The organism is Bradyrhizobium sp. NP1 (assembly GCF_030378205.1).
Classification (GTDB): domain Bacteria; phylum Pseudomonadota; class Alphaproteobacteria; order Rhizobiales; family Xanthobacteraceae; genus Bradyrhizobium.
In genome coordinates, this window is record NZ_CP127385.1 from 635,997 (window position 1) to 656,611 (window position 20,615).

17 protein-coding genes are annotated in these 20,615 nt (G+C 60.3%); 12 read left to right on the plus strand and 5 right to left on the minus strand.

What is annotated here, in order from left to right:
• Nucleotides 1–358: 358 nt before the first annotated feature.
• Complete coding sequence (locus QOU61_RS03015; protein ID WP_289656660.1) at nt 359–1,093, minus strand: metallophosphoesterase; 735 nt, start codon at nt 1,091–1,093, stop codon at nt 359–361.
• 564 nt (nt 1,094–1,657) lie between these two features.
• Between QOU61_RS03015 and QOU61_RS03020 the strand changes: the two genes are divergently transcribed.
• From QOU61_RS03020 to QOU61_RS03030, 3 genes are all read left to right on the plus strand, one after another.
• Nucleotides 1,658–3,223, plus strand: a complete 1,566-nt coding sequence (locus QOU61_RS03020; protein WP_289656661.1) for an undecaprenyl-phosphate glucose phosphotransferase — start codon at nt 1,658–1,660, stop codon at nt 3,221–3,223.
• A gap of 87 nt (nt 3,224–3,310) precedes the next feature.
• Nucleotides 3,311–5,161 (plus strand): WecB/TagA/CpsF family glycosyltransferase, encoded by a 1,851-nt coding sequence (locus QOU61_RS03025; RefSeq protein ID WP_289656662.1) that lies wholly within the window; start codon nt 3,311–3,313, stop codon nt 5,159–5,161.
• Nucleotides 5,162–5,180: 19 nt separating this feature from the next.
• The gene (locus tag QOU61_RS03030; RefSeq protein ID WP_289656663.1) at nt 5,181–6,104 is read left to right on the plus strand and encodes a glycosyltransferase family 32 protein; all 924 of its coding nucleotides are present in this window, start codon (nt 5,181–5,183) and stop codon (nt 6,102–6,104) included.
• 328 nt (nt 6,105–6,432) lie between these two features.
• On the opposite strand, the gene QOU61_RS03035 is transcribed toward QOU61_RS03030, so the two are convergent.
• The gene (locus tag QOU61_RS03035; protein ID WP_354142505.1) at nt 6,433–7,947 is read right to left on the minus strand and encodes an oligosaccharide flippase family protein; all 1,515 of its coding nucleotides are present in this window, start codon (nt 7,945–7,947) and stop codon (nt 6,433–6,435) included.
• A 121-nt stretch (nt 7,948–8,068) separates the two neighbouring features.
• Nucleotides 8,069–8,866, minus strand: a complete 798-nt coding sequence (locus QOU61_RS03040; protein ID WP_289656664.1) for a class I SAM-dependent methyltransferase — start codon at nt 8,864–8,866, stop codon at nt 8,069–8,071.
• Nucleotides 8,867–9,241: 375 nt separating this feature from the next.
• Here QOU61_RS03040 and QOU61_RS03045 point away from each other — a divergent pair, with 375 nt between their 5' ends.
• The gene (locus QOU61_RS03045) at nt 9,242–10,030 is read left to right on the plus strand and encodes an FkbM family methyltransferase (RefSeq protein WP_289656665.1); all 789 of its coding nucleotides are present in this window, start codon (nt 9,242–9,244) and stop codon (nt 10,028–10,030) included.
• 29 nt (nt 10,031–10,059) lie between these two features.
• Here the strand turns inward: QOU61_RS03045 and QOU61_RS03050 are convergent, their stop codons facing one another.
• Nucleotides 10,060–11,148 carry an acyltransferase family protein gene (locus QOU61_RS03050; protein ID WP_289656666.1) on the minus strand — a complete coding sequence of 363 codons (1,089 nt, stop codon included), beginning with the start codon at nt 11,146–11,148 and terminating at the stop codon, nt 10,060–10,062.
• A gap of 209 nt (nt 11,149–11,357) precedes the next feature.
• On the opposite strand from QOU61_RS03050, the gene QOU61_RS03055 reads away from it, so the two are divergent.
• The 8 genes from QOU61_RS03055 to QOU61_RS03090 all read left to right on the plus strand — a co-directional run bounded on the left by QOU61_RS03055 (nt 11,358) and on the right by QOU61_RS03090 (nt 20,043).
• Nucleotides 11,358–12,686, plus strand: coding sequence for a hypothetical protein (locus QOU61_RS03055; RefSeq protein ID WP_289656667.1), 1,329 nt, complete (start codon nt 11,358–11,360; stop codon nt 12,684–12,686).
• Nucleotides 12,687–12,873: 187 nt separating this feature from the next.
• On the plus strand, nt 12,874–14,019 hold the full coding sequence (locus QOU61_RS03060) for a glycoside hydrolase family 5 protein (RefSeq protein ID WP_289656668.1): 1,146 nt from the start codon (nt 12,874–12,876) through the stop codon (nt 14,017–14,019).
• 314 nt (nt 14,020–14,333) lie between these two features.
• Complete coding sequence (locus QOU61_RS03065; protein ID WP_289656669.1) at nt 14,334–15,218, plus strand: glycosyltransferase family 2 protein; 885 nt, start codon at nt 14,334–14,336, stop codon at nt 15,216–15,218.
• Between the two features lie 31 nt (nt 15,219–15,249).
• Nucleotides 15,250–15,576: a hypothetical protein gene (locus QOU61_RS03070; RefSeq protein ID WP_289656670.1), complete on the plus strand. Its 327-nt coding sequence runs from the start codon at nt 15,250–15,252 to the stop codon at nt 15,574–15,576.
• A gap of 325 nt (nt 15,577–15,901) precedes the next feature.
• Nucleotides 15,902–18,190, plus strand: a complete 2,289-nt coding sequence (locus tag QOU61_RS03075) for a polysaccharide biosynthesis tyrosine autokinase (RefSeq protein ID WP_289656671.1) — start codon at nt 15,902–15,904, stop codon at nt 18,188–18,190.
• Between the two features lie 96 nt (nt 18,191–18,286).
• Nucleotides 18,287–18,472, plus strand: a complete 186-nt coding sequence (locus tag QOU61_RS03080; protein ID WP_289656672.1) for a hypothetical protein — start codon at nt 18,287–18,289, stop codon at nt 18,470–18,472.
• A 238-nt stretch (nt 18,473–18,710) separates the two neighbouring features.
• A complete protein-coding gene (locus QOU61_RS03085; RefSeq protein ID WP_289656673.1) occupies nt 18,711–19,151 on the plus strand; it encodes a hypothetical protein in 441 nt (146 codons plus the stop codon).
• Between the two features lie 163 nt (nt 19,152–19,314).
• Nucleotides 19,315–20,043 (plus strand): GntR family transcriptional regulator, encoded by a 729-nt coding sequence (locus tag QOU61_RS03090; protein ID WP_289656674.1) that lies wholly within the window; start codon nt 19,315–19,317, stop codon nt 20,041–20,043.
• A 9-nt stretch (nt 20,044–20,052) separates the two neighbouring features.
• On the opposite strand, the gene QOU61_RS03095 is transcribed toward QOU61_RS03090, so the two are convergent.
• The gene (locus QOU61_RS03095) at nt 20,053–20,475 is read right to left on the minus strand and encodes a nuclear transport factor 2-like protein (protein WP_289656675.1); all 423 of its coding nucleotides are present in this window, start codon (nt 20,473–20,475) and stop codon (nt 20,053–20,055) included.
• Nucleotides 20,476–20,615 lie beyond the last annotated feature (140 nt).

Sequence of the window (20,615 nt, forward strand, 5' to 3'; positions counted from 1 at the left end):
TTGGTTCCGGAAATCTTATAATTTCTTGGCGGCTGCGTCAGGTGTGCGCAGAAAAGGGAATGCGATGTTGTTGCGGAATCTTGTCCTGCGCTGGATGGAGCGAAATCAGAAATTGACCTGTCCGCGTTGCGCGCAGCCGGCTTCATCCGAGACCTTCAGAAGCGGACGATATCTGTTGGCCCAGGAGGAGCTGGTTTGCGACCGGTGCCACGAGACCAGTCTTGTCGCGCTGTGGCGCTATCATGGATTGCTCCGCGCCACCGCCGGTTCTTTGCCCTTGGCAAGCTGACGCCTCCGGAACAAGCCTGCTCCGGCCTTGGCTCGCTGGCACCTCTGCTCGGGCACAACGAGATCGCTCCTAGATAGCGAACATCCGCTCTCCCTGGATCGTCAACAACGTCAGGACGCCGGTTGCGTAGGCGCCCGTATCGATATTGATCCGGTTCGCGCGAATATCGGGGCTGGAAACCGGCGTGTGGCCGTGGACGACAAACTTGCCAAAATCTTCCTCGCTTCGAAGAAACTCATCGCGAATCCACAGCAGATCTCGTTCGTGCTGTCGTCGCAACGGCACGCCGGGTTTCACGCCCGCATGTGCAAAGAAAAAGTCGCCACACAGAAAGCTGGATCTCAGGTTGCAGAAGAAGCGCCGATGGTGATCCGGCATGCCGCGCAGAAGCGCCTGGACCAGTTCGTTCTGCTCGTCGGGCGCCGGATTGATCGATGGCGTCAACCCGTATGACATCAAGGTCTGGATGCCGCCGAGCTCCTTCCAGGCGCCAAGTCGACTGGCGTCCTGGAGCACCTCGAACAGAAACGCTTCGTGGTTGCCCTTGAGAAAAACGGATTCGTGGCGGTGGCTGCGCTCGATCAGCAGGTCGATGGTTTCTCGCGAGGCTGGGCCGCGGTCGATGTAGTCGCCGAGAAACACGTGCAAGGCGCGGACCGCAGCCGTTCGCGACATATGAAGGTCGATCGCCGCGAACACGTCTTGAAGCTGTCGCGCGCAACCATGGATATCACCGATTGCGTAGATGCGGATTCCGTTGGGAAGTTTCGGCCTGAAATTGCCGTTCGGCGCTATTTCCGGCATGGAAGTTCCTCGTTCCACGGTTTCAGACAAATCAGATTCGCGATTGAACTATGGCGATCTTTTGTAACGCGCCACGTAGCGCCGTCGACTGAGGCGAAGAAGCGCATGCTGTTCATGTAGCTGTCGCGCGCGATGGAACTTTGGTGCTCGTTTGAGGCAAGCGTGATTCTTTTTTCTCGTGACGGCTTCAAATGATCGCGATCGCGCGATGCGCAAAAATTAGGCGAGTAGCTCAAACGTGGTGAATGCCGCTCTGAATCAGCGGCTCTCGTGTCGTTTCACAACTCACGTGGCGGTTCACAAGATGAATCGACTCTGCAGCGTATGAGTGCTCCGCACAATCTTCCACGCTGCGCCGCACTATCACCACGGATCGCGTTTTAAATTGTTTTTGTTCGAATCTGCGCGGGGCACCGAGGGACGCAGGACAGTCGGCAACGAAGAAGGTCCAGCGCATGAAAACTCAATTGGAACATCGAAAGAGTATTCGTCAACGTTTGACCCGAAGTCGGTGCAGCCGGCAGGCATTAAGACACGCAGCACGAATTCAGAACGGAGGTGCGAATGGCGCTTCCTGCTGAATCAAAACGACGCGAAGAGCCGAGCTATCGCGGCGCCACCGCTGCTCGCTTTGCCCCGGCCATTTCGTCGTGGGCCAACGTATCAAATCTTCGTGTCACCGATAGCGCGCCCGGCGAACTGCACGAACAAGAGCGGCCGGCGCAGCGGCTGCAGGTTCCCTGCGCGGCAGTGGGAGCGCTGTTTGCGTTGGCTGATGGCGCTTCGATTGCGTTGGCGGGCCTGCTGGGATCGGGCGGCTATCAGCACTTCATCTCGCACGCGCCGTGGAACCTCAATCTTCATATTGGGGCCGGCATCACCGGCGCGGTGCTTTATATGCTCATCAGCCGTTCCTCGGGCTTCTACGAGATTTCAACCGTCTTCTCCGCCCGGCCAAACAAGTCGAGCATCGTCTGGCAATGGTTCCTGACCAGTCTGCTGCTCGCATTGCTGGCATTTCTGCTTCGGGTCGGACCGGACTTCTCGCGAGGTTCGATCATTTGTTTCGCCGTGCTCGCGCTGCCCCTGCTGTGGGCCTCGCGCAGCCTCATGAAGCAAGCGTTGGCCGTGGCGGTGAGACAAGGGCGGGTGCAGGGCCGACGCGTCGTCCTTGTTGGACTGCGCGATGAGCTTGCGGCCATCAGCCAGGCCGACATGCTTCGCCGCTTCGGCCTGACCGAAGTGGCGCGCATCTCGTTTCCCCATAGTGGCAACTGGTCGCTGGCGGCCAGCAAGGGCATCCTGACGTCACTGGACCGGGCCATGTCGGTTGCGCGAGATCGCGGAGCCGACGAGATCGTTCTCGCGCTGTGCTGGAACGACATCAGATGCATCGACCTCATCCGCGAGCGGCTTCGTAACTCCCCACTGCCGGTTCAGCTTCTGCCCGATCGAAAGATCAGCAACCTGGTCGGGAATCCCAGCTTCTCGGTCAGTGCGTCCTTCGCGATCGGGGTCCAGCGGGCGCCGCTGGCTCTCTCCGAGCAGCTCGCCAAGCGGCTCTTCGACATTATGGTTGCGAGCGTCGCGTTGACCGTGCTGGCGCCGGTGATCCTGGTGACGGCGTTGGCGATCAGGCTGGATACAAGGGGACCGGTGCTGTTCCGGCAGCAGCGCAGCGGCTTCAACGCGAAGCGGTTCCAGATCCTCAAGTTCCGGACCATGACGGTGATGGAAGATGGCGACAGGGTCATCCAGGCAACCCGCCACGATCCGCGCATCAGCAGGTTCGGCGCCTTGTTGCGCGCAAGCAGCATCGATGAGTTGCCGCAGCTCTTCAACGTTCTTCGCGGCGACATGTCGCTGATCGGCCCGCGTCCCCATGCGCTTGCTCATGACAGCTACTACAGCAGGCTGTTGTCGGAATATGCATTCCGACATCACGTCAAGCCCGGAATAACGGGCTGGGCGCAAGTCCACGGCTATCGTGGCGGCACCGCGGAGGTCGAGCTCATGCGCAGACGTCTCGACTTCGACCTTTGGTACATCAACAACTGGAGCTTGGCGCTCGATCTGTTGATTCTGTTCCGAACGTTCGCGGAAGTGATGCGTCCCCGGAACGCGTATTGAGCCAAGCGGGCTGGGCCGTTCGTTCGTGCCTCCGGTTAAGCGGCGGCCGGGCGGCGCCAGCGTCATTCAGAGACATGGCAGGTCGAAATGCGTATCGTGCATGTGGTGCGCCAGTTCTATCCGGCGGTCGGCGGGTTCGAGAGCTTCGTCTATGAGCTGGCGACGCGGCAGGTCAGCGATGGCCACCTCGTGCGCGTCGTCACGCTCGATCGACTGTTCAAAGGCGTCCATCCCGGAACGCTGCCCGCCCGCGAGCGGGTGGCGGGAGTGGAGATCGTGCGGATTCCCTTCTTCGGATCTTCGCGCTATCCGATCGCGCCGTCAGTCTTGAAACATCTCGGCGATGCCGACATCGTTCACGTGCACGCAATCGATTTCTTCTTTGACTTCCTCGCCTGGACCAGGCCATTGCACCGCAAGCGGCTCGTGGTCTCGACCCATGGCGGTTTCTTTCACACCTCCTTCGCGGCGCGACTGAAGCGCATCTATTTCTCGACCGTCACGCGCGCATCGATGATGTGGTATCACGGCGTCGCTGCGGTGAGCGTTGCTGACCAGAGCCAGTTTTGCCGCATCAGGCCGCGTGGTCTGGTCTGCATCGAAAACGGGGCGAATATCTCGAAGTTCGAGAATGCGGCGTCGCGTGATCCCGTCAAATCGATGATCTGGATCGGGAGGTTCTCCCAGAACAAGCGGCTTGACCGCCTGATCCATTTCTTTGCTGCGCTGCTGCGCCGTGACCCGGACTGGCGATTGACCGTCGCGGGCCGGCCGTGGGATTTCGGGGTCGAGCAGCTCCAGGATTGGGCCAGCGCCGCGAATATCGAGCACGCGTTGACCATCGTCGAGGCGCCCGATGATGCCGAGATCAAACGGCTGGTCCAAGGCTGTTCGGTCGTCGCAAGTTCGTCCGACTATGAAGGATTCGGCATCGCGCCAATCGAAGGCATGTCGGCGGGCCTGTTCCCGCTCCTGAGCGACATTGCTCCGTTTCAGCGGCTTGTCGCCAACAGCGGCGTCGGCACGAACCTGAACTTCGACGAGCCAGGCGCGGCCGCTGCCGATTTTCTGGAGCGCTGGAAGGAAGTGAGCGACAACTATTCGTCGATGCGGAAGACGGCGATCGATGCCGCCTCCCGCTACGGCTGGGAGCACGTGTCCGGCCGTTATCAATCCCTCTACGCCGACGCGCTGGGCGCCAGGCGCCGCACCATCCTTGATGTCCCGTTCTTTGTCGGCACGCAGGCCGAGGCAGTCGAGAGGATCGACGCGGAATACAGCCAGGGCAAGTCGACCATCGTTGCCTTTGCCAACGCCAACGCGCTCAACGTCGCTTCGAGGAATGAGAAGTTTTGCGCGCTTTTGAAGCGCTCTCTGGTGATGAATGACGGCATTGGCGTGGACGCGGCAAGTCGCATTCTGTTCGGATCGAGCTTTCCGCAGAACCTGAACGGCACCGACTTCACTCCGTATTTCTTCAAGAACACCCGCAACAATTACCGGATATTCTTTCTGGGCAGTTCTTCGGGGGTTGCCGAGCGCGCGGCGCGCAGGCTGATCGAGATGTGCGGCCGGCATCAGATAGCCGGCTGCCAGAACGGCTATTCGCGCGCCGGCGACGCCGTGGCGATCCGCGCGAAGATCATCGCATCGGGCGCCGACGTCGTGCTGGTGGCCATGGGCAACCCGCTACAGGAAATGTGGCTGGCGGAAAATCTCGATGCCACCGGTTGCCGGCTCGGCTTCGGTGTCGGCGCGTTGTTCGACTTCCTGGCGGGCGAGGTGTCGCGCGCACCGCCGTGGGTTCGCGCGGCGCGGGTCGAATGGGTCTATCGCCTGCTCCTTGAGCCAGGGCGGCTGTGGCGCCGTTATATCCTCGGCAACCCGATCTTCCTGATGCGGGTCGTGGGTCAATGGTGGTCCGGGGCAAGGGTATGAACGCATGTCGGATGGCGTGATGCAATCGTCGAGAATCCCGAAGATCCTGCACTATTGCTTTGGCTTCTCGCCCGATTTCGGCGGCAAGCCGCTGAGCCTGACGCACTACGTCTGCATCAGGAGCGCCGTCGAACGGCTGCGGCCGGATGCGGCCTTTCTGTACTACGAGTTCGAACCGCGTGGCCCCTGGTGGAACAAGGTTCGCGAGCTGGTCAAGCCGGTGCGCATCAAGGCGCCGCGCGAGATTTTCGGGCGGCCGGTCGACCATCCGGCCCATCGCGCCGACATCACGCGATTGGAGAAGCTCATTGAGCAGGGCGGCATCTACCTGGACACCGATGTCTTCGTTCACAGGAGCTTCGACCACCTCCTGTCGAACTCGACGGTGCTGGGCCGAGAGGGCGATGAGGCACACAACAAGCTTTGTAATGCCGTGATCCTGGCCGAGCCCGACGCGCCCTTCCTGGTGCGATGGCGCGAGCAATATCGCGATTTTCGCGGCAGCGGACGCGGCCGATTCTGGAACGAGCATTCGGTGCAGCGGCCGGCGGCGCTGGCAGAGCGCTACCCGGGCGAGATCACGGTCCTGTCCAATCGGGCGTTCTTCTGGCCGTTGTTCTTTGCAGAGGATCTCAAGTCCATTTTCCGTTCGACGGACGAGATCGTGAGCGACGACACGCTGGCCACGCACCTCTGGGAGAACAAGGCGTGGAGACGGTATCTCGAGCTGTTGACCCCGGGCAAGATCAGGAAGCGCGACAGCAACTTCAACCGATGGGCGCGTCCCATGGTCGCCGACCTCGAGGATGATTTCGGTTCCTTGACGACCCGGCAGCATGTCCAAAATCTGATTGGCCGGCTGGAGGACACGCGCGTCGAACTGTCAATGAGATTGCCGAACCTTCCGGGAAGGATAAGGCGCATGTTGCGGGCTAGTCCGTAGCCGTTGGCGCACCCGGACGTCGCCTGCGTCCCTCCCGCAGGACGTCGAGGTCGTGCTTCAACCGGCTAGAGCGTTTTCGAGCGAAGTGCGTACCGGCTCGTGCGAAGAGAACGCGTCACAACGGGAATCTGGAGCATCGGTTCTGATTCCATCAGAACCGAACATGCTCTAGTGTGGCGGTTCAGAAGTCCGCACCATTGTCGCCGCGCGTTCGTCATGCGGACTTCTGAACCAAGCCACGCTAGTTAAAAAAGTTGCTAGTGTCCCTTCGATTCCGAAGTTCGCAAACGAGGGGCCGCAGAATGATGCGAACTTCGGAATCGGGACACTAGACGTTTGCCGGCGGCTCGCCGATGAGCTTTGCGTGTGCTGATCTTGAGAGCAGGATCTCGCCAACCGTCTCTGTGATCTTTCTAAGCGTCGAGCGGTCGAAGATGGCGAGCGCGCCGACATAGATGACCGCGCCGAAAGGACACAGGATCGCAAGGCGGGCGATTGGGCCAGGTCCGCTCAAGATGCCGCCGAGCAGCCGAACGGCGATCAGCATGATGATGGCTGAGGCTAAAGCTGGCAGCACCCGCAGCAGCCAATCACTGAAGCTGACGGTGGTAACGCGCGAGCACAACCAGGCGGAAAACGGCAAGGTCACGACATAGGGCAGCACGAAGGGGGCGGCGAGATAGGCGTTGCCAAGGCGATAGAGGCCAACGAATCCCAGAACCGCCAGGATCGTGTAGGCGGCCGAAACGTAGAAGGTCCAGATCGGCCGTCCCCGAACCGCAAATACGGCGTCGTTGCAGGCGAGCAGGGCGGCCGCCACGCCGCCGGCGGCCAGCCATTGCAAGATCGGCGCGGCAGCAGCCCACCGCGAGCCGAACAGAAGGGTGATGACATCGTCCGCAACGGCGGCGACCCCGAGGAACAGCGGCGCGCAGACGGCACAAACGATGCCGTTCGCTTGAGAGAGCACCCGACGAAGACGCTCCGGCTCGCGCTGCGCATCGGCCAGAGTGGGCAACGCAATGCCATTGATCGGGGCCGAAGCAACGAGCTGCATGGCGAGCCGCAGCCGTTTGGCGACGCTGTAGAGGCCGGTATTGGCGGGCCCGAAGAAATAAGCGACCAGCAGGGTGTCGCAGTTCTGGCTCAATATGCCAAGGAATCCTCCCGGAGTGGTTTGTCCCACGAACCGAAAGATTTCGCCGGCCGCGGATTTCGAGATCGAAAAAACGGGCTTCCACGGACAGGCACCCCAGAGGGCAACGAGCGCGGTGAGGTACGTCACCACTTGCTGGGCAACGAGCGCTTCGATCCCGTAGCCGCGCGCCGCCAGCGCTATTCCGACGCCGCCGCCGGCGATCGCCGCAGCGATTGACCTGATCGCGAGCAAGCGGAATTGAAAGTGCCGGAACATCCAGCACTCATGGGTGCGCGCCAGCCCCATGATCAGGATGACGATTGCCATCTCCCGCATGGTGGTGGCGAATCCGGAAATTTCGAACATCCGCTGCAGGAGATCTGCTGTGGCCTCGAGCACCAGAAACGACAGCAAGGAAAACGCGATCGTCATCCAGAACGCCGTGGTGTACTCGAGATGATCTGCCTCCGGCTTGCGGATCACGGCGTAGCCGAAATTGTCGATCAGCAGCGATTTGGTCGTGTGCAGAATGACAATGCAGATGCTGATGATGCCGAATTCCGACGGGCTGACGAATCGCGCGATGACGCCGAAAACCAGCAGGGATGCTCCCTGCACCGCGAACATCTCGGCGGCGATCCAGGCAGCGCCGCCCGCAGCGCGGCGAGCGAGCGATTGGTGTGGGGTGGACTGCGGATCGACCATTATGGCAGTGCGTTCTCGTCCGGTGTTTGTGCCCGTGTCGTCAGGATAGACCTGGCGAAAACTGGAAGGCCGAATTTGACGGATCTAACCCGGATGTCGCTCGATCGCTCGGCGCTGCCGATCAACTCGCGCTAACGGCCGAGGCCGAAGCCTGGTTCCGGATCAGGAACGTTCTTATCCAGCCGCGGCTGTGAGCATCGCTCGCATGGTCTGAGGATTGAGCTTCCAGGATCAGTTCCACGTTCAAGTTAAACGGCGGCCGATCGAGGTAGACAGCGGACCCGGAAAACAGCCGAGTGAACGGGCCGTGGACCTTGTCGGCGTTTGCGGTCACGAAGTCCGCCGCCGCAAGCTGGTGTTCGGTGATGATCACGAAGGGAAACTGGTTCAGCTTGGCCAGAATGGCGAAAATTTGAGCATTTGATAAATGCTGAAGCACCTGCCGGATGAGGCACAACTGAGCGGCGGGCAACGGTTCCGATCCCGCGGCGTCCAGGCACATGAACTCGCGCGACGCGCTGGCATAACACGTGTTGTTGCGCTCGATCACCGAAGGGGCCACGTCGATGCCGAGATACTTCTCGCAAGCGATCTTTCTGCCGACGCGATAGTCGCCGCATCCGATGTCGAGAACCGAGCCGATCCGGTTCGATTGAATGAACTCATTGACAGTGGATACGTATCGCTCCACCGCTGTTCCGATCGAGCCGCTGCCGGAAAATGCTTCGCCGGAATCTCCTCCCCACTTGTTCCTGCGATAAATGTCGTCGAACACGTCGCGGGCATCGCGGGCACGATCTTGCGATTCGGTGCTGCGAATCATGGCGGAAACCCGCCATTCGCTCCAACGGGAGGTGATTGCTGCCGGAAGCACCGACCTTGCAAGCTGCTTTGCCGAATGGAACTTTTGTGCGAACATCTTGGCTTCCATCAAAAGATATTTGGCCGGAGTTGCGTCGACGTCGTTCGGGCTGCTCTATGGCGGGAAACTAGCAACGCGCGATTTTCGTAGCAACCCACCGTCGCAATACCAGCATTTGAACGAGACGAGACAATGGCGCTTTCCTTCTCCCGCGGAGTCAGTTCGAGCTGAAAGCGGCTGCTGCGGCCAGGTTGCCGGGCAGTGTATGCCCCTCTAGCGAAATTGTGATTGTCTGGCCTGGCTGATCCTCATCGCCGAAGATGCGATCGGGTGCGCCGCGAAGTTGCCGTCATGCTGCAACATGGTCCATACTAAAAAGCAATCGCCAATCCCCGATGGGATCGAGCCCAATCACTGCGACGGAGCTATCTGATGCTGCTTCCCGGCGAGCTCGGCTTTTTGGCTCCCACCGTCGTCGACGATCTTGTGCGACTCGGCACGGCCAATGACGGAGGCTATGTCATCTCGCGAACTATCATTCGCGAGTGCGACTGCCTCGTTTCCATGGGAATAAACGAGAACTGGAGTTTCGACGCGGCTCTGAAATCCGAGCGACCCGATCTCCGAATTCAAGCCTACGACCACACGATTTCGAACGCCGTCTTTGTCAAGAAGCTGGCGCGATCGACCGTCAAACTATGCCTTGGCCGATCTGATCTCGACGAAGTGAGAGCGCAAGCTCGATTGATAGCGGCCTACAACGCTTTCTTTAAGGGAAACGCCATCCATTTTCGGGAACGAGTTAACGACAAGAAGGTCGAGGGTTACGATGCCGACATTGAGACGATCCTCAAGCGCGCGAAATCAGGACGGATCTTTGTCAAGATGGATATCGAAGGCGCCGAGTATCTCGTAATTGACGACCTTTTGCGGCGCTCGAATCAAATCGTCGGCATGGCGATAGAATTCCATGAGACTGAAGGGCGCCGATCGGCTTTCAACTCCGCCGTCGCAGACATTCAGGAGCAGTTTGAATTGATCCATATCCATGCCAACAATTGGGGCGGAGTGGCCGAAGACGGGCTACCCGACTTTCTCGAGCTGTCATTTCTCAGAAAGGATTTCTGCTTTGGACGGGAGAAGCGACGGCTTTTTCCAGTGCCGGAACTGGACCAACCCAACAATCCACGGCGAGTTGATCACTCGTTTGAATTCGCGTGACGGAAAGATTGTGCACGGCGAGGTCAGCGTCAGCGGGTCTCGAGGGAAGCGGCCACAGCCTTGGGCGGGCGCTTGCCGCCGATGAGCGCGCGCAACGGCGTCTCAAACCCCCAATATGAAATGTAGGCTGCCGCATAGGTGAGGGCGGCGGAGCAGGCCACGGCGGTGAGAACCGCGACCTCCGATCTGCCGAAGAGTCTGGGGAAGATGAACGAGATCACGACGGTCGCGATCACCGTGTGAAGCATATAGATCGAGTAAGTGAGATAGCCGCGGCTGCTGATCGGCGTCCACGAAGCAAAGCTACGGCGCCCGGTCAGATCGCAGACGAAGGCGCAAACCACCACCACATATACGCACGCCAACATCAAATAGTGGTTGGGAAGAAAGGCGATCAATCCAAGAAAGCACAGCATTGCGATCAGGGTCACAGGGCTGGCGCTGGCGCGCAGAAGGCCAGGCCTCGCCAATCTGTCGCGATGGGCCCATAACCAGACACCGAACGCAAAACTCGGTACCGCGCGCAATGCACCGAACCGCCAGTTCAACTCCGTCAATGGCACGCCGACGATCTGATGACTGAGCGCAATTGCCAGCAGCAACAGCGCGACGCAGGCAAGAAGGCCGACGCCGAATCCGCGCACGACGAGAAACAGGATGAGCGGAAAACAGAGATAAACGAAGAATTCGGCACTGATCGACCAGCTCACATAGTTATATGAAATCACGCCCGAAGGCGACCAGGCGTGAATCATCAGCAGGTTTGGAATGATTTCGCCGGCATTGTATTTTTCGACATTCTCCGGCGCGACATGGCCGGCCGCAATAAGCGCGCCGATCGTCACGTAGAATGCCAGCGTCAGAAAATGCAGCGGATAGAGCCGGGCTATGCGTTTTCGCACGAAGCCGGAATAGGTCGCGAGATCGTGGACCCGGCCTTGATAGATCATCGCAATGACGATGCCGGAGATGACGAAGAAAAGATCGACAGCAAGCTGAAGGCCGCCCGTCGGTAGATGGAGGTAACGAAGATAATGGTCGGCAACGATCAGCACGCTGGCGATCAGTCGGAGTCCTTCCAGGTTCGGGAGCGATCGGCCCTCGGGCAAAGTCACCACGTTGCGTGCTCCTTCCAGTTCCAATCGCAGAAAAGCCAGACTGGAGTGCTTCCGTCGCCTATCGGTTATGAGACGAAATGAGCGAGGGTGTGACGAAGTGCGTCCGACCAGTTCAACAAGCCGACAAAGAATTGCGCAGCTCGTCTTGAGCTCGCGACGGTGGGAACCGGAGCGACGATCGTTTTCGGAACTGTGAGGCGAGAAATTCGGTGATTGCTGGAACCATTATTGCGGACGATTCAGCCTTGCGCGAGCGGTCGCAGGGCTGGTGCGCATTTCTGGTGATCGGTGCCGTCCTGCTGTTCAATTTCGCTCTCTGCTTTGTGAACACGAATGTCACGGCGGTTTCCAATCTACACGTGATTGGTTCGGAGCTTGTAATTCTCACCCTGACGTTCGCAATCAGTTATGCCGGCGCGTCCGTCGGCGAGACCTGCTTCCTGGCGCTGCTGATTCTTTATCTGACCTTCCTGGCCTTGATGCGCGGCATTGGTTCGAATGACGGAACCGATGTGAAGGTCGTGAGGGACTTCCTGATTCCTGTCGCGTTCTTCGGTCTGGGAAGAAAGATCTCGCTGGAGGACGCCGATCGCATCGTGCGCTGGTCTGTGGTCGTGGTCCTCGTCGTCGGGTTCTTCGAGTATTTCTTTCTCGATGTCTTCCTGAAATACTTCAACGTGATCGGCTTCTATATCGCGCGCGGCACCGTCCCCGATATCGAATCGGCCCGAATTGCATCGGGCGGCCTGATGGTCAGCGGAGTGCGGCCCGAGGGCCAGGGGCGCGAGTTGCTGCCGTGGTTGCTCGGTTCGCATCGCGTGTCTTCGATATTCCTGGAACCATCCAGCCTCGGGAACTTCGGAATTATCGTCGCGTTATGGGCGGTGCTGCGGTCCAGGATCGACGGCAGGTTCTGGTGGGGATTGCTGCTGCTGGGACTGGCCTGCATCGTTCTTGCGGATACGCGTTTTGCCGCGACCTTCCTTGCCCTCGGCATTCTGATCGCTCTTCTGCCGCCGAGCGTCGGAACTCCTCTCACGGCCGCAATGCCATTTGTAGCCGTTCTGCTTCTGCTTACGGTCGTATCGCCGGCCGACTTGTCTTCCAACGATACGGAGGGCCGTCTCGCCTATGCGGCCTTCGTGCTGCGCGGTTTCACTGTCCTGAACTGGACGGGACTTGCCGAGTCATCGCTGCAAACATTCGATGCCGGCTACGGCTACCTGTTTTCGCAGGTCGGCATTTTCGGCGTGCTGGCGCTGTGGTTCTGCTTCATGTCCTTGTCAGGACGGAGCAGGTATTTCTACGCGCTAAGAAATGCGATCGGCGCCTATCTGGCGACCCTGTTTCTGATTTCCCAATCGCAGATGACGATCAAGACAGCGGCGCTGCTGTGGCTTTTGCTCGGCGCGGCGGCCGCATTTGAGACCGCCAGCGGAGGACGACAGCAACAGGATGATTGGCGAAGGGGGAGCAGAGGTCCGCTCGAGTTGGCGCCGCGCCGGACAAAGTCGCCCGCTTTCGCGCGGAGATCATAGCTCAAGGCTCGGATATCTGCTCGGCACGGTTCCAACCGCTGGACCGGTGAACTTTTGGCGGTTCACGAGTTTAATGAAGAACGCGATGTGAAAGATCGCGCCCTTCACGCCGCTGCGCTCGCGGCGAATCGTCAAGAATACGCAATGGATCGATCGGATGTTTGCCGCTCACATTCACGATCAGCGATTGAGATCGCCGGCTGCCAAGCGCGCCTCCCAATATGCGCTGCCGAACGAATTTCTCAGGACCGCGGCCAACGAGCGGCAGGCAGGTTGGGCGATGGCTTTTGGTAAACGAATCTGCGCGGTGTATGCGCTCGCCACGGTGCTGGCGCTCTCGTACGGGAGCGTGGCTGCCCAGCAGGTCGCCACGCCACTGCCGCTTGTTGGCATCAATTTTGCCGGTTCGTCATTCGGGCCGGAGAAAATCCCGGGCCGGGTCGGCTGGGACTATTTCTATCCGAACGCCGATAGCATCGGCTACTTCGCGGGCAAGGGCGCGAATGTCGTTCGCCTCTGTGTGCTGTGGGAGCGCGTTCAGCCACAGTTGCGATCCGACCTGAACGAGCCGGAAATGAAGCTGATCGACGACGTCATCGCGAAGGCTCGGGCGAGGGGTGTGCGGGTCCTGATCGACATCCACAATTATGCGGCCTTCGCGGGAAGCCGAATCGGAAGCGAGAAGGTCTCGGTTCAGGATTTCGCGGATCTCTGGCGACGGCTGGCGTCAAGATATCGTGACGACCACAGTGTCATCTTCGGCTTGATGAACGAGCCGGTCAAACTGGCGACAGAAACGTGGCTGGATGCGACCAATGCGGCAATCGGCGAGATCCGGACGGCCGGCGCCGACAACATGATCATGGTTCCCGGCAATGGCTGGTCCTCGGCGCGCGACTGGTTCCGCGCTTCCTATGGGTCGCCGAATGCGTCGGTCATGCCGCGAACGAATGACCCGCGGAACAACTTTGTCTACGAGGTTCACCAATATTTCGACTCCGACGCTTCGGGAACCCATCCCGCCTGCATTGATGCGGCGTCGGCAACCGCGGCCCTTGCTCCGTTCACCGACTGGGCGCGGAAGAATGGCCGCAAGGCGTTTCTCGGTGAGTTTGGCGTCGGTCCGGATCCCAATTGCCTGGAGGCGCTGCGGCGGGTGCTGCAGTTCATGCAGGACAATCGCGATGTGTGGACGGGATGGACCTATTGGGCGGCGGGTCCTTGGGCGAAAGACTACTTCACCAATATCGAGCCGGATGGCGCGGCGGACCGTCCTCAAATGGCGGTGCTTGAAAGATTCATGACGCGCGCCGCGAGGAACCAGTCGAAGTGAGCGCCTGCCTGAATTTTGTGCCACGGCCTGTTCGGCGCGCTCAAGCCCGATCTTCGCCGGTGACCAAAATGTGGGCGCTGCAAATTTCGTCTTGCTGCGTCTGCGATGCTGCCCGATCGCATACGATCTCGTCGGGCGATTGTACGAACGTTCCTGGCAGTTCATTTTCCCGTTATCGGATGCGCTGCCTGTCTTGATGGCCCTGCCGCCGCCAAATTGAGTTGGCACGACATCGGCGACCATTACCTTAACCTCCGGCAGGTTCGTGACCGCGATGCTGATGCGGCGGCCGGCGATGAGAGAAGTGGAGCCCGATGTATCTGCGTGATCAGGAGGCGCCAACCGTTCTGGTATCGCTGGTGGTGTGCACGCTCGGCGAACGGCGTGCGCAGCTGGAGCGATTGCTGGACTCGCTCGGGCGTCAGGAGTTCAAGTCGTTCGAAGTCATTCTGGTCGACCAAAATCGGTCCGGGCTCCTCGATGACATCGTGCAATCGAGAGGGCGGGAGCTCTCTCTCAAGCACGTCAGATCGAATCGGGGTCTTTCGTTGGCTCGCAACGTCGGTCTGCGTCATGCGAGCGGCGAGGTTGTCGGCTTTCCGGATGACGATTGCTGGTATCTCACGGACACGTTGTCGCTGGTCGCGGATTTTTTCGATCGAAACCCCGGGATCGATATTCTGCTCGGCAGAACGATCGACCAGTTTGGCTCGCCCTCGCTGAGCCCGACGAGGAAGGACAGCGGCGCCGTCAACAAGCGCAACATCTGGACGTCGGGCAACTCGAACACGCTCTTTGTCCGAGCAGGCGCGATACCGGACAATGGCGGGTTTGACGAAGAGATCGGCGTCGGTGCATCGACCCGCTTTCAATCCGGAGAAGAAACCGATTTCGTGCTGAGCTTGATGGAAAATGAAGCGCGTGCCGTCTACAGCTTCGACCTGAAGATCTGCCATGAGCAAGTGGAAGATGCCGGCGTCGCGCGCACGTTGAGGCGTGCCTGGAACTACTCGCAGGGCTTCGGCTACGTTCTAAAAAAGCACAATTTTGGCCGCACATATCTGGCCTACCGGCTGGCTCGATCGATTGTTCGCGCCGGCCTCGCCATCATCGAGCTGCAACCGATCTATGGCCTGTCGCGCTTGGTTTGGGGCGCCGGCACGTTGGTCGGATATGTCGCCGCAAACCCCAGGGGATAGGCGGATGCGTTGGCAGGGCGCAGCGGTTCTGGTGCCGATCGTGTTCCTCTCGCGCGTCGTGTTCGCACAAGGGATTTTGGGCAGCGATCCGGCCAGCGGAAAGCATCTCGATCTTGCGGGCAAACCCTGCCTCGAGAGCAGCGGCAGTGCGACCCCTCTCGCGTCAAATCCGAGAATTCAGAACCATCTGGTCAGCCTCAACAATCACTGTCCCAATCCGATCAAGGCGAAGGTTTGCTACTACAAGACCGATGAGTGCATGGATGTCGATGTGCCCGGGCATTCGCGCCGGGAACAGGTCCTCGGCGTGTTCCCGGCGATCCAGCTGTTCCGCTACGAGGTCAAGGAACAATTCTAACTGCGACCGCGCGGAACATCCGGAAGACCTTGGCATTGTTCTCTCCCTTGCCCTCCATGGCAGGGACTACAATTACGGCAGTCAGAAATTGAAGATTACGACGCCTTCTCAAGGGCGCGGTAGACGGAAACAACCTGAGGAGCGGAATGGCGCGAAGGATTGCCGTGGATGAGGGAAGCCTCATTTGCCGGCAATACGTCGCGTTGCTTTGGCCGGGACGTATGAGCTTTTTGCGCCTTCAGCGGCGGCGGATGACGCGGTCGCAGAATGCCGGAGCTCAGCGCCCTACTTAGTGATGTTCAACTCGACCGCACCGACAGAGCGCATGCTGCAAATACCGAATGTCAAGCCGATAACCGAGTTCAGTATCCAGCGGCCGACGGCAACGTCGCCGGCGGAGCTCGTTGGCGCGCTCGTCGGTCTGGTGCGGCGGCGGCTCGGTATCATCGCGACTCTGTTCGGCCTGAGCCTGCTTTGCGGTCTCGTCTATCTTGCTCTCGCTCCGCCCAGGTTCCTGGCGGAAGCCGAATTGCTCATCGACACAAAAAAATCCGAACCTTTCCCTCGGCAGCAGGCGACGGCCGCGGAGCTCACGATGGATTCGGCGGCGGTCGACAGCCAGATTCAGGTGCTGAAATCGGAAGGTGTCGCGGCCACGGTCGTCAAGGATCTTCACCTCACGGCCGATCCGGAGTTCGTTGGAGCAAAGCCTGGGCTTTTTGGGACCATCCTGGGATACCTGGGGGCGCAGCGCCCGCCGTCCGAATCCGAGCTGGAGCGGCGCGCGCGAGCCGTTTTCGAGAACGGCCTCGCCGCGCGGCGCCTCGGGACCACTTACGTCATTCAGGTCGGATTCCTCTCGCTGAACCCGGAGCGCGCCGCCCAGATCGCGAATGCGACGGCGGACGCCTATATCGTCGATCAGCTCCAGGCCAAATATGAAGCGACACGCCGGGCGAGCACCTGGCTGCAGGAAAGAATACAGGAGCTGCGGCAGCAGGCGTCGACGGCAGAAAACGCCGTGCTCGACTTCAAGAAGGCAAACAACATCGTCGACACCGGCGGTCGCCTGATCAACGAGCAGCAGCTTGCCGAACTGAACAGCCAGCTCGTGACGGCCCAGTCGGCCGCCGCCGAAGCCAAGGCTCGTCTTGATCGGATCAGCGAGATCACCAAGAAGGATGTTTCCGATATCGACAATATCCTGCGTTCCCCCGATCCCGCAGTCGCGGATGCGCTCCATAACGACGTCATCAACAAGCTGCGCAGTGAATTTCTCGAGATCGCCAACAAGGAAGGGCTCTACTCGGCGCAGCTTGGCCGCAATCATTTGCTCGTCGTCAATCTGCGCAATCAGATGTTCGAGATTCGCCGCTCGATCATGGATGAGCTGAAGCGCATAGCCGAGACCTTCAAGAGCGACTACCAGATTGCGATCACACGCGAGCAAAGCATTGAAAAGAATCTGGCGAACGCCGTATCGCAAAATCAGACGACCAATCAGGCACAGGTCAAGCTGAAGGATCTTGACAGCAACGCGCAGACCTATCGCACGCTGCATGACATGTTTGTGCAGCGGTATATGGAATCGCTGCAGCAGCAATCATTTCCATTCACGGAAGCGCGCGTCATCACGCATGCGGTCAAGCCGCTGACGAAGAACCGTCCGAATTCCATGCTGGTGATGGCGGCGGCCTCGGTGGGGGGACTATTGCTGGCCTTCGGCGCCGCGCTCCTGATCGATATTTCGGAAGGCGGCTTCCGGACCAGCGAACAGGTCGAGCAGGAGTTGCAGACGAGCTGCCTGACGATCGTTCCCGCGATCAAGGCCAAGATCGACGCGCCGTTGCCGGGTTCCGAGAGAAAGAAAGGCCGTTCCTGGCGGCGGCCAGAGCCAAAGGGTGTTCTTTCCGGCGTCATCAGCAACCCGTTCTCCCGGTTCGCCGAGGCGTTTCGCGGCGTCAAGGTCGCTATCGATCTGTTCTCGCTCGCCAGGCCAAACAACAAGGCGATCGGCATCACCTCGACCTATCCGGGCGAAGGAAAGTCGTCCGTCGCGGCGAATCTGGCGCGCCTCATCGCACATGCCGGCGGCAAGGCGATCCTGCTGGATTGCGATCTTCGCAACCCCTCGTTGACGCATTCGCTCGCGCCTGGAGCCGAGGTCGGATTGCTCGACGTGATTTCAGGAAAGGCTTCATTGCGAGACGCTGTCTGGCACGATCCCGCGACGTCGTTGGCGTTCTTGCCGATGATCGCCAAGGCGCGGCTGCCTCACTCAAATGAAATCCTGGCATCTCCCGGCATGAAGAAGCTGATCGAGTCGCTTCGCGAGGTCTACGACTATGTGCTTGTTGACCTGCCGCCGCTAAACCCCGTCGTCGACGTGCGCTCCACCAGCCAGATCATCGATTCCTATCTTTTCGTCATCGAATGGGGGCAAACCGGCGTCGATGCCGTGCGGCGTGCTCTCGGATCTGCGCCACTGGTCTATGAAAGCCTGATCGGGGTCATTCTCAACAAGGCCGACCTGGACGCGATACGTCGTTACTCGCGCGGAGCAGGCGATAACTACAAGAATGAGTATTTCGAGCGCTATGGATTCAAGGATTGATCCGACGGCGAGTTAGCTCGGGAGGTGGATAGCTCGTCGAATTTCAATTGGCGCGATTGCGAACAGATAACCCCTCAACAACGGCGCGAGATGTTCATGACGGCCAATATAAACTCAAACCGTTCGGATGCGGCGCTCGGCGGGCCAGCAGGCCACGCGGAGAGGCGGCTGCGCGACCGACTATTCGCGATTGCATGGGCCATTTCCGTCGCCGGCGCGACCTTCGGCTGGCTCTATTTCCTGGAGCGCGCGATCTCATACTCGCTGAATTGGCTGTATTAGCCGCCACACCCGGCTCGCGCCGCTCCCGGATCTATGCCGCTGCGCGGCCGTCGTCTTCCTGGAGACCGCGCGAGCATCCACGCGCATGGGCGCCGCGGGCTTCCGCGCATCATGCCCGATCGTCCGCACCGCGTTAATATTACGCCTTAACCAATAGTTAAGTATGCATTTGCAGGCGCCAAAGCGCGGGCCTAGCGTCCCCGGGCGGCTGCTCATTAACCAACCAGTGGTGCGTGCCATGACGTACAGAATGCACGGGGTGCTTGTCGCCTCTCTCGGCGCTGTCGCGCTGTTGTTTTCCGCGAACGAGACCTTCGCCGCGCAGCAAGGCGTGCGGGGCGCGTTCGCTTCGACGCGCCCGATGCCTCATGCTCGCGGCGTCCACGCGTTCCGGCATAACCGCAGAAATCAGGGCGCGATTTTCTGGCCCGGCTACGATGACTTCTCTGACGGGTCCTTCGGGCCGTCGGGCGGCGAACCCGCGCTGGGCGCTCCGCAGCCCTCGGGCGACGTCCGCTACACCTCTACATATGATGTTCCCTGGGATTGGGCCCATCGATTCCCGCCCAATGTCACTCCGTCGGATAAGCCCTACGTGTCGAGCTGCCCGGTGGAGACGGTAACGCTGACCGGGCGCGATGGCGCGGACAAGACCATCAACGTCATCCGCTGCTACTGAGCCCGCGTTCGGCCTGAACGGGCGCCGGGGCGGATTGCGCAAGCCCCTGTTGCGCGCGTCCGCGCATGCCCGTCCAATCGCAGGCGTGACGGCTCTTGACGCGCGAGGCGATCCTGCTCTTGTCTCGAATGGCCGATCAAACAGCCTCGATGACCAAGCCGCGATGGCAAGACCTGAAGCGCCGACCACCGACCGCACCGGCCAGATCTATCGGGCGCTTCGCCACGCCATCATGGAGCAGGCACTAGCACCCGGCGCCAAGCTGCCGGAGGACGCGATCGGCGAGCGGTTCGGCGCGAGCCGCACCATCGTCCGCCATGCGCTCGGCCAGCTTGCGGCCGAAGGCCTGGTGGAGCTGCGCCGCAACCGCGGCGCGGTCGTCGCGACGCCGGCCTGGGAAGAGGCGCGGGATATTTTCGATATCCGCCTTGGCCTCGAGCGGCTGGTGATGTCGCGTCTCGCCGGGCGCCTTGATGCGAAGCAGATCGCGCAGTTGAGGGCCCATGTCGCCGACGAAGAGCGGGCGCGCGGCGAAAACGAGCCGCTGTCGATCCGGCTCGCAACCGAATTCCATATCGTGCTTGCGAACATGACCGGAAGTGCTTCGATCGCCCGCTATGTCAGCGAGGTGTCGTCCCGCTTCGGATTGATCCTTGCGCTCTACAGCCGGCCGCATTCCTCCGAATGCGCGGTCAGCGAGCATCGCGCCGTGATCGATGCGCTGGTGGAGGGCGATGCCGAAGCCGCGATCAAGGTGATGGAGGGCCATCTCGAAGCGGTGGCGAACCGTGCGTTGATCATGCCCTCGAGCCGCAGGAATCGCGAACTCGGCGATATCCTCGACAGCTATGCCGACGACGCGGGCACGGCGCCCGCCCAGCCAAAGCGCTAGGCGACGACTTCAGGCCTCGATGCCCCTGTGCGTCAAGATGCGCTCGGCGCTGTCGTTCCAGACATCCATGCGCGTGATCTTGCCGCCGCGGACCACGAAACGGTCGATATAGCGGTTGTCCTTGAAGGCGGTGCCGTCGGGCCATTCGCCATAGAGCGTGCCGATCGAGTAGACGATGGTCTCCTCGCTTCCCGGCACGACGTCGAAGCGGTCCATGGCCTTTTTCACCCAGCGGTAGCGCTTGGCGTTGAAGCCGATCGAGCCGCTTGGGTGATCGAAGGTGCGGCCGCCGGTGAAGGTGAGCTTGAAGTCGCTTGCGATGAAGCTCGCCGCGCGTTCGGCGTCGGGCTTCATCGAGGCTTCGAGAAACGCGCGCACGATCGCGACGTCGTCGTCGGTGTTGGCCGAAAATGCTGGTGCGGCGGCCGGCATGGTGGTCTCCTTCAGGTTCGTACCCCCAAGGATGCGCAGGGGGACGCCTTCGTCAAAGCAAAAATCGTATGCACAAGTGCATACAATTTGGACAGTTTTGCGCGCACGGGTATAGTGATCCAGGGGCTAACCAATAAGCT

Excerpts from the sequence above, each read along its gene's own strand:
- QOU61_RS03015 (WP_289656660.1), bottom strand. The coding sequence starts at position 1,093 with ATGCCGGAAATAGCGCCGAACGGCAATTTCAGGCCGAAACTTCCCAAC.
- QOU61_RS03020 (WP_289656661.1), top strand. The coding sequence starts at position 1,658 with ATGGCGCTTCCTGCTGAATCAAAACGACGCGAAGAGCCGAGCTATCGC.
- QOU61_RS03025 (WP_289656662.1), top strand. The coding sequence starts at position 3,311 with ATGCGTATCGTGCATGTGGTGCGCCAGTTCTATCCGGCGGTCGGCGGG.
- QOU61_RS03030 (WP_289656663.1), top strand. The coding sequence starts at position 5,181 with ATGCAATCGTCGAGAATCCCGAAGATCCTGCACTATTGCTTTGGCTTC.
- QOU61_RS03035 (WP_354142505.1), bottom strand. The coding sequence starts at position 7,947 with ATGGTCGATCCGCAGTCCACCCCACACCAATCGCTCGCTCGCCGCGCT.
- QOU61_RS03040 (WP_289656664.1), bottom strand. The coding sequence starts at position 8,866 with ATGTTCGCACAAAAGTTCCATTCGGCAAAGCAGCTTGCAAGGTCGGTG.
- QOU61_RS03045 (WP_289656665.1), top strand. The coding sequence starts at position 9,242 with ATGCTGCTTCCCGGCGAGCTCGGCTTTTTGGCTCCCACCGTCGTCGAC.
- QOU61_RS03065 (WP_289656669.1), top strand. The coding sequence starts at position 14,334 with ATGTATCTGCGTGATCAGGAGGCGCCAACCGTTCTGGTATCGCTGGTG.
- QOU61_RS03075 (WP_289656671.1), top strand. The coding sequence starts at position 15,902 with ATGCTGCAAATACCGAATGTCAAGCCGATAACCGAGTTCAGTATCCAG.
- QOU61_RS03080 (WP_289656672.1), top strand. The coding sequence starts at position 18,287 with ATGACGGCCAATATAAACTCAAACCGTTCGGATGCGGCGCTCGGCGGG.
- QOU61_RS03085 (WP_289656673.1), top strand. The coding sequence starts at position 18,711 with ATGACGTACAGAATGCACGGGGTGCTTGTCGCCTCTCTCGGCGCTGTC.
- QOU61_RS03090 (WP_289656674.1), top strand. The coding sequence starts at position 19,315 with ATGGCAAGACCTGAAGCGCCGACCACCGACCGCACCGGCCAGATCTAT.
- QOU61_RS03095 (WP_289656675.1), bottom strand. The coding sequence starts at position 20,475 with ATGCCGGCCGCCGCACCAGCATTTTCGGCCAACACCGACGACGACGTC.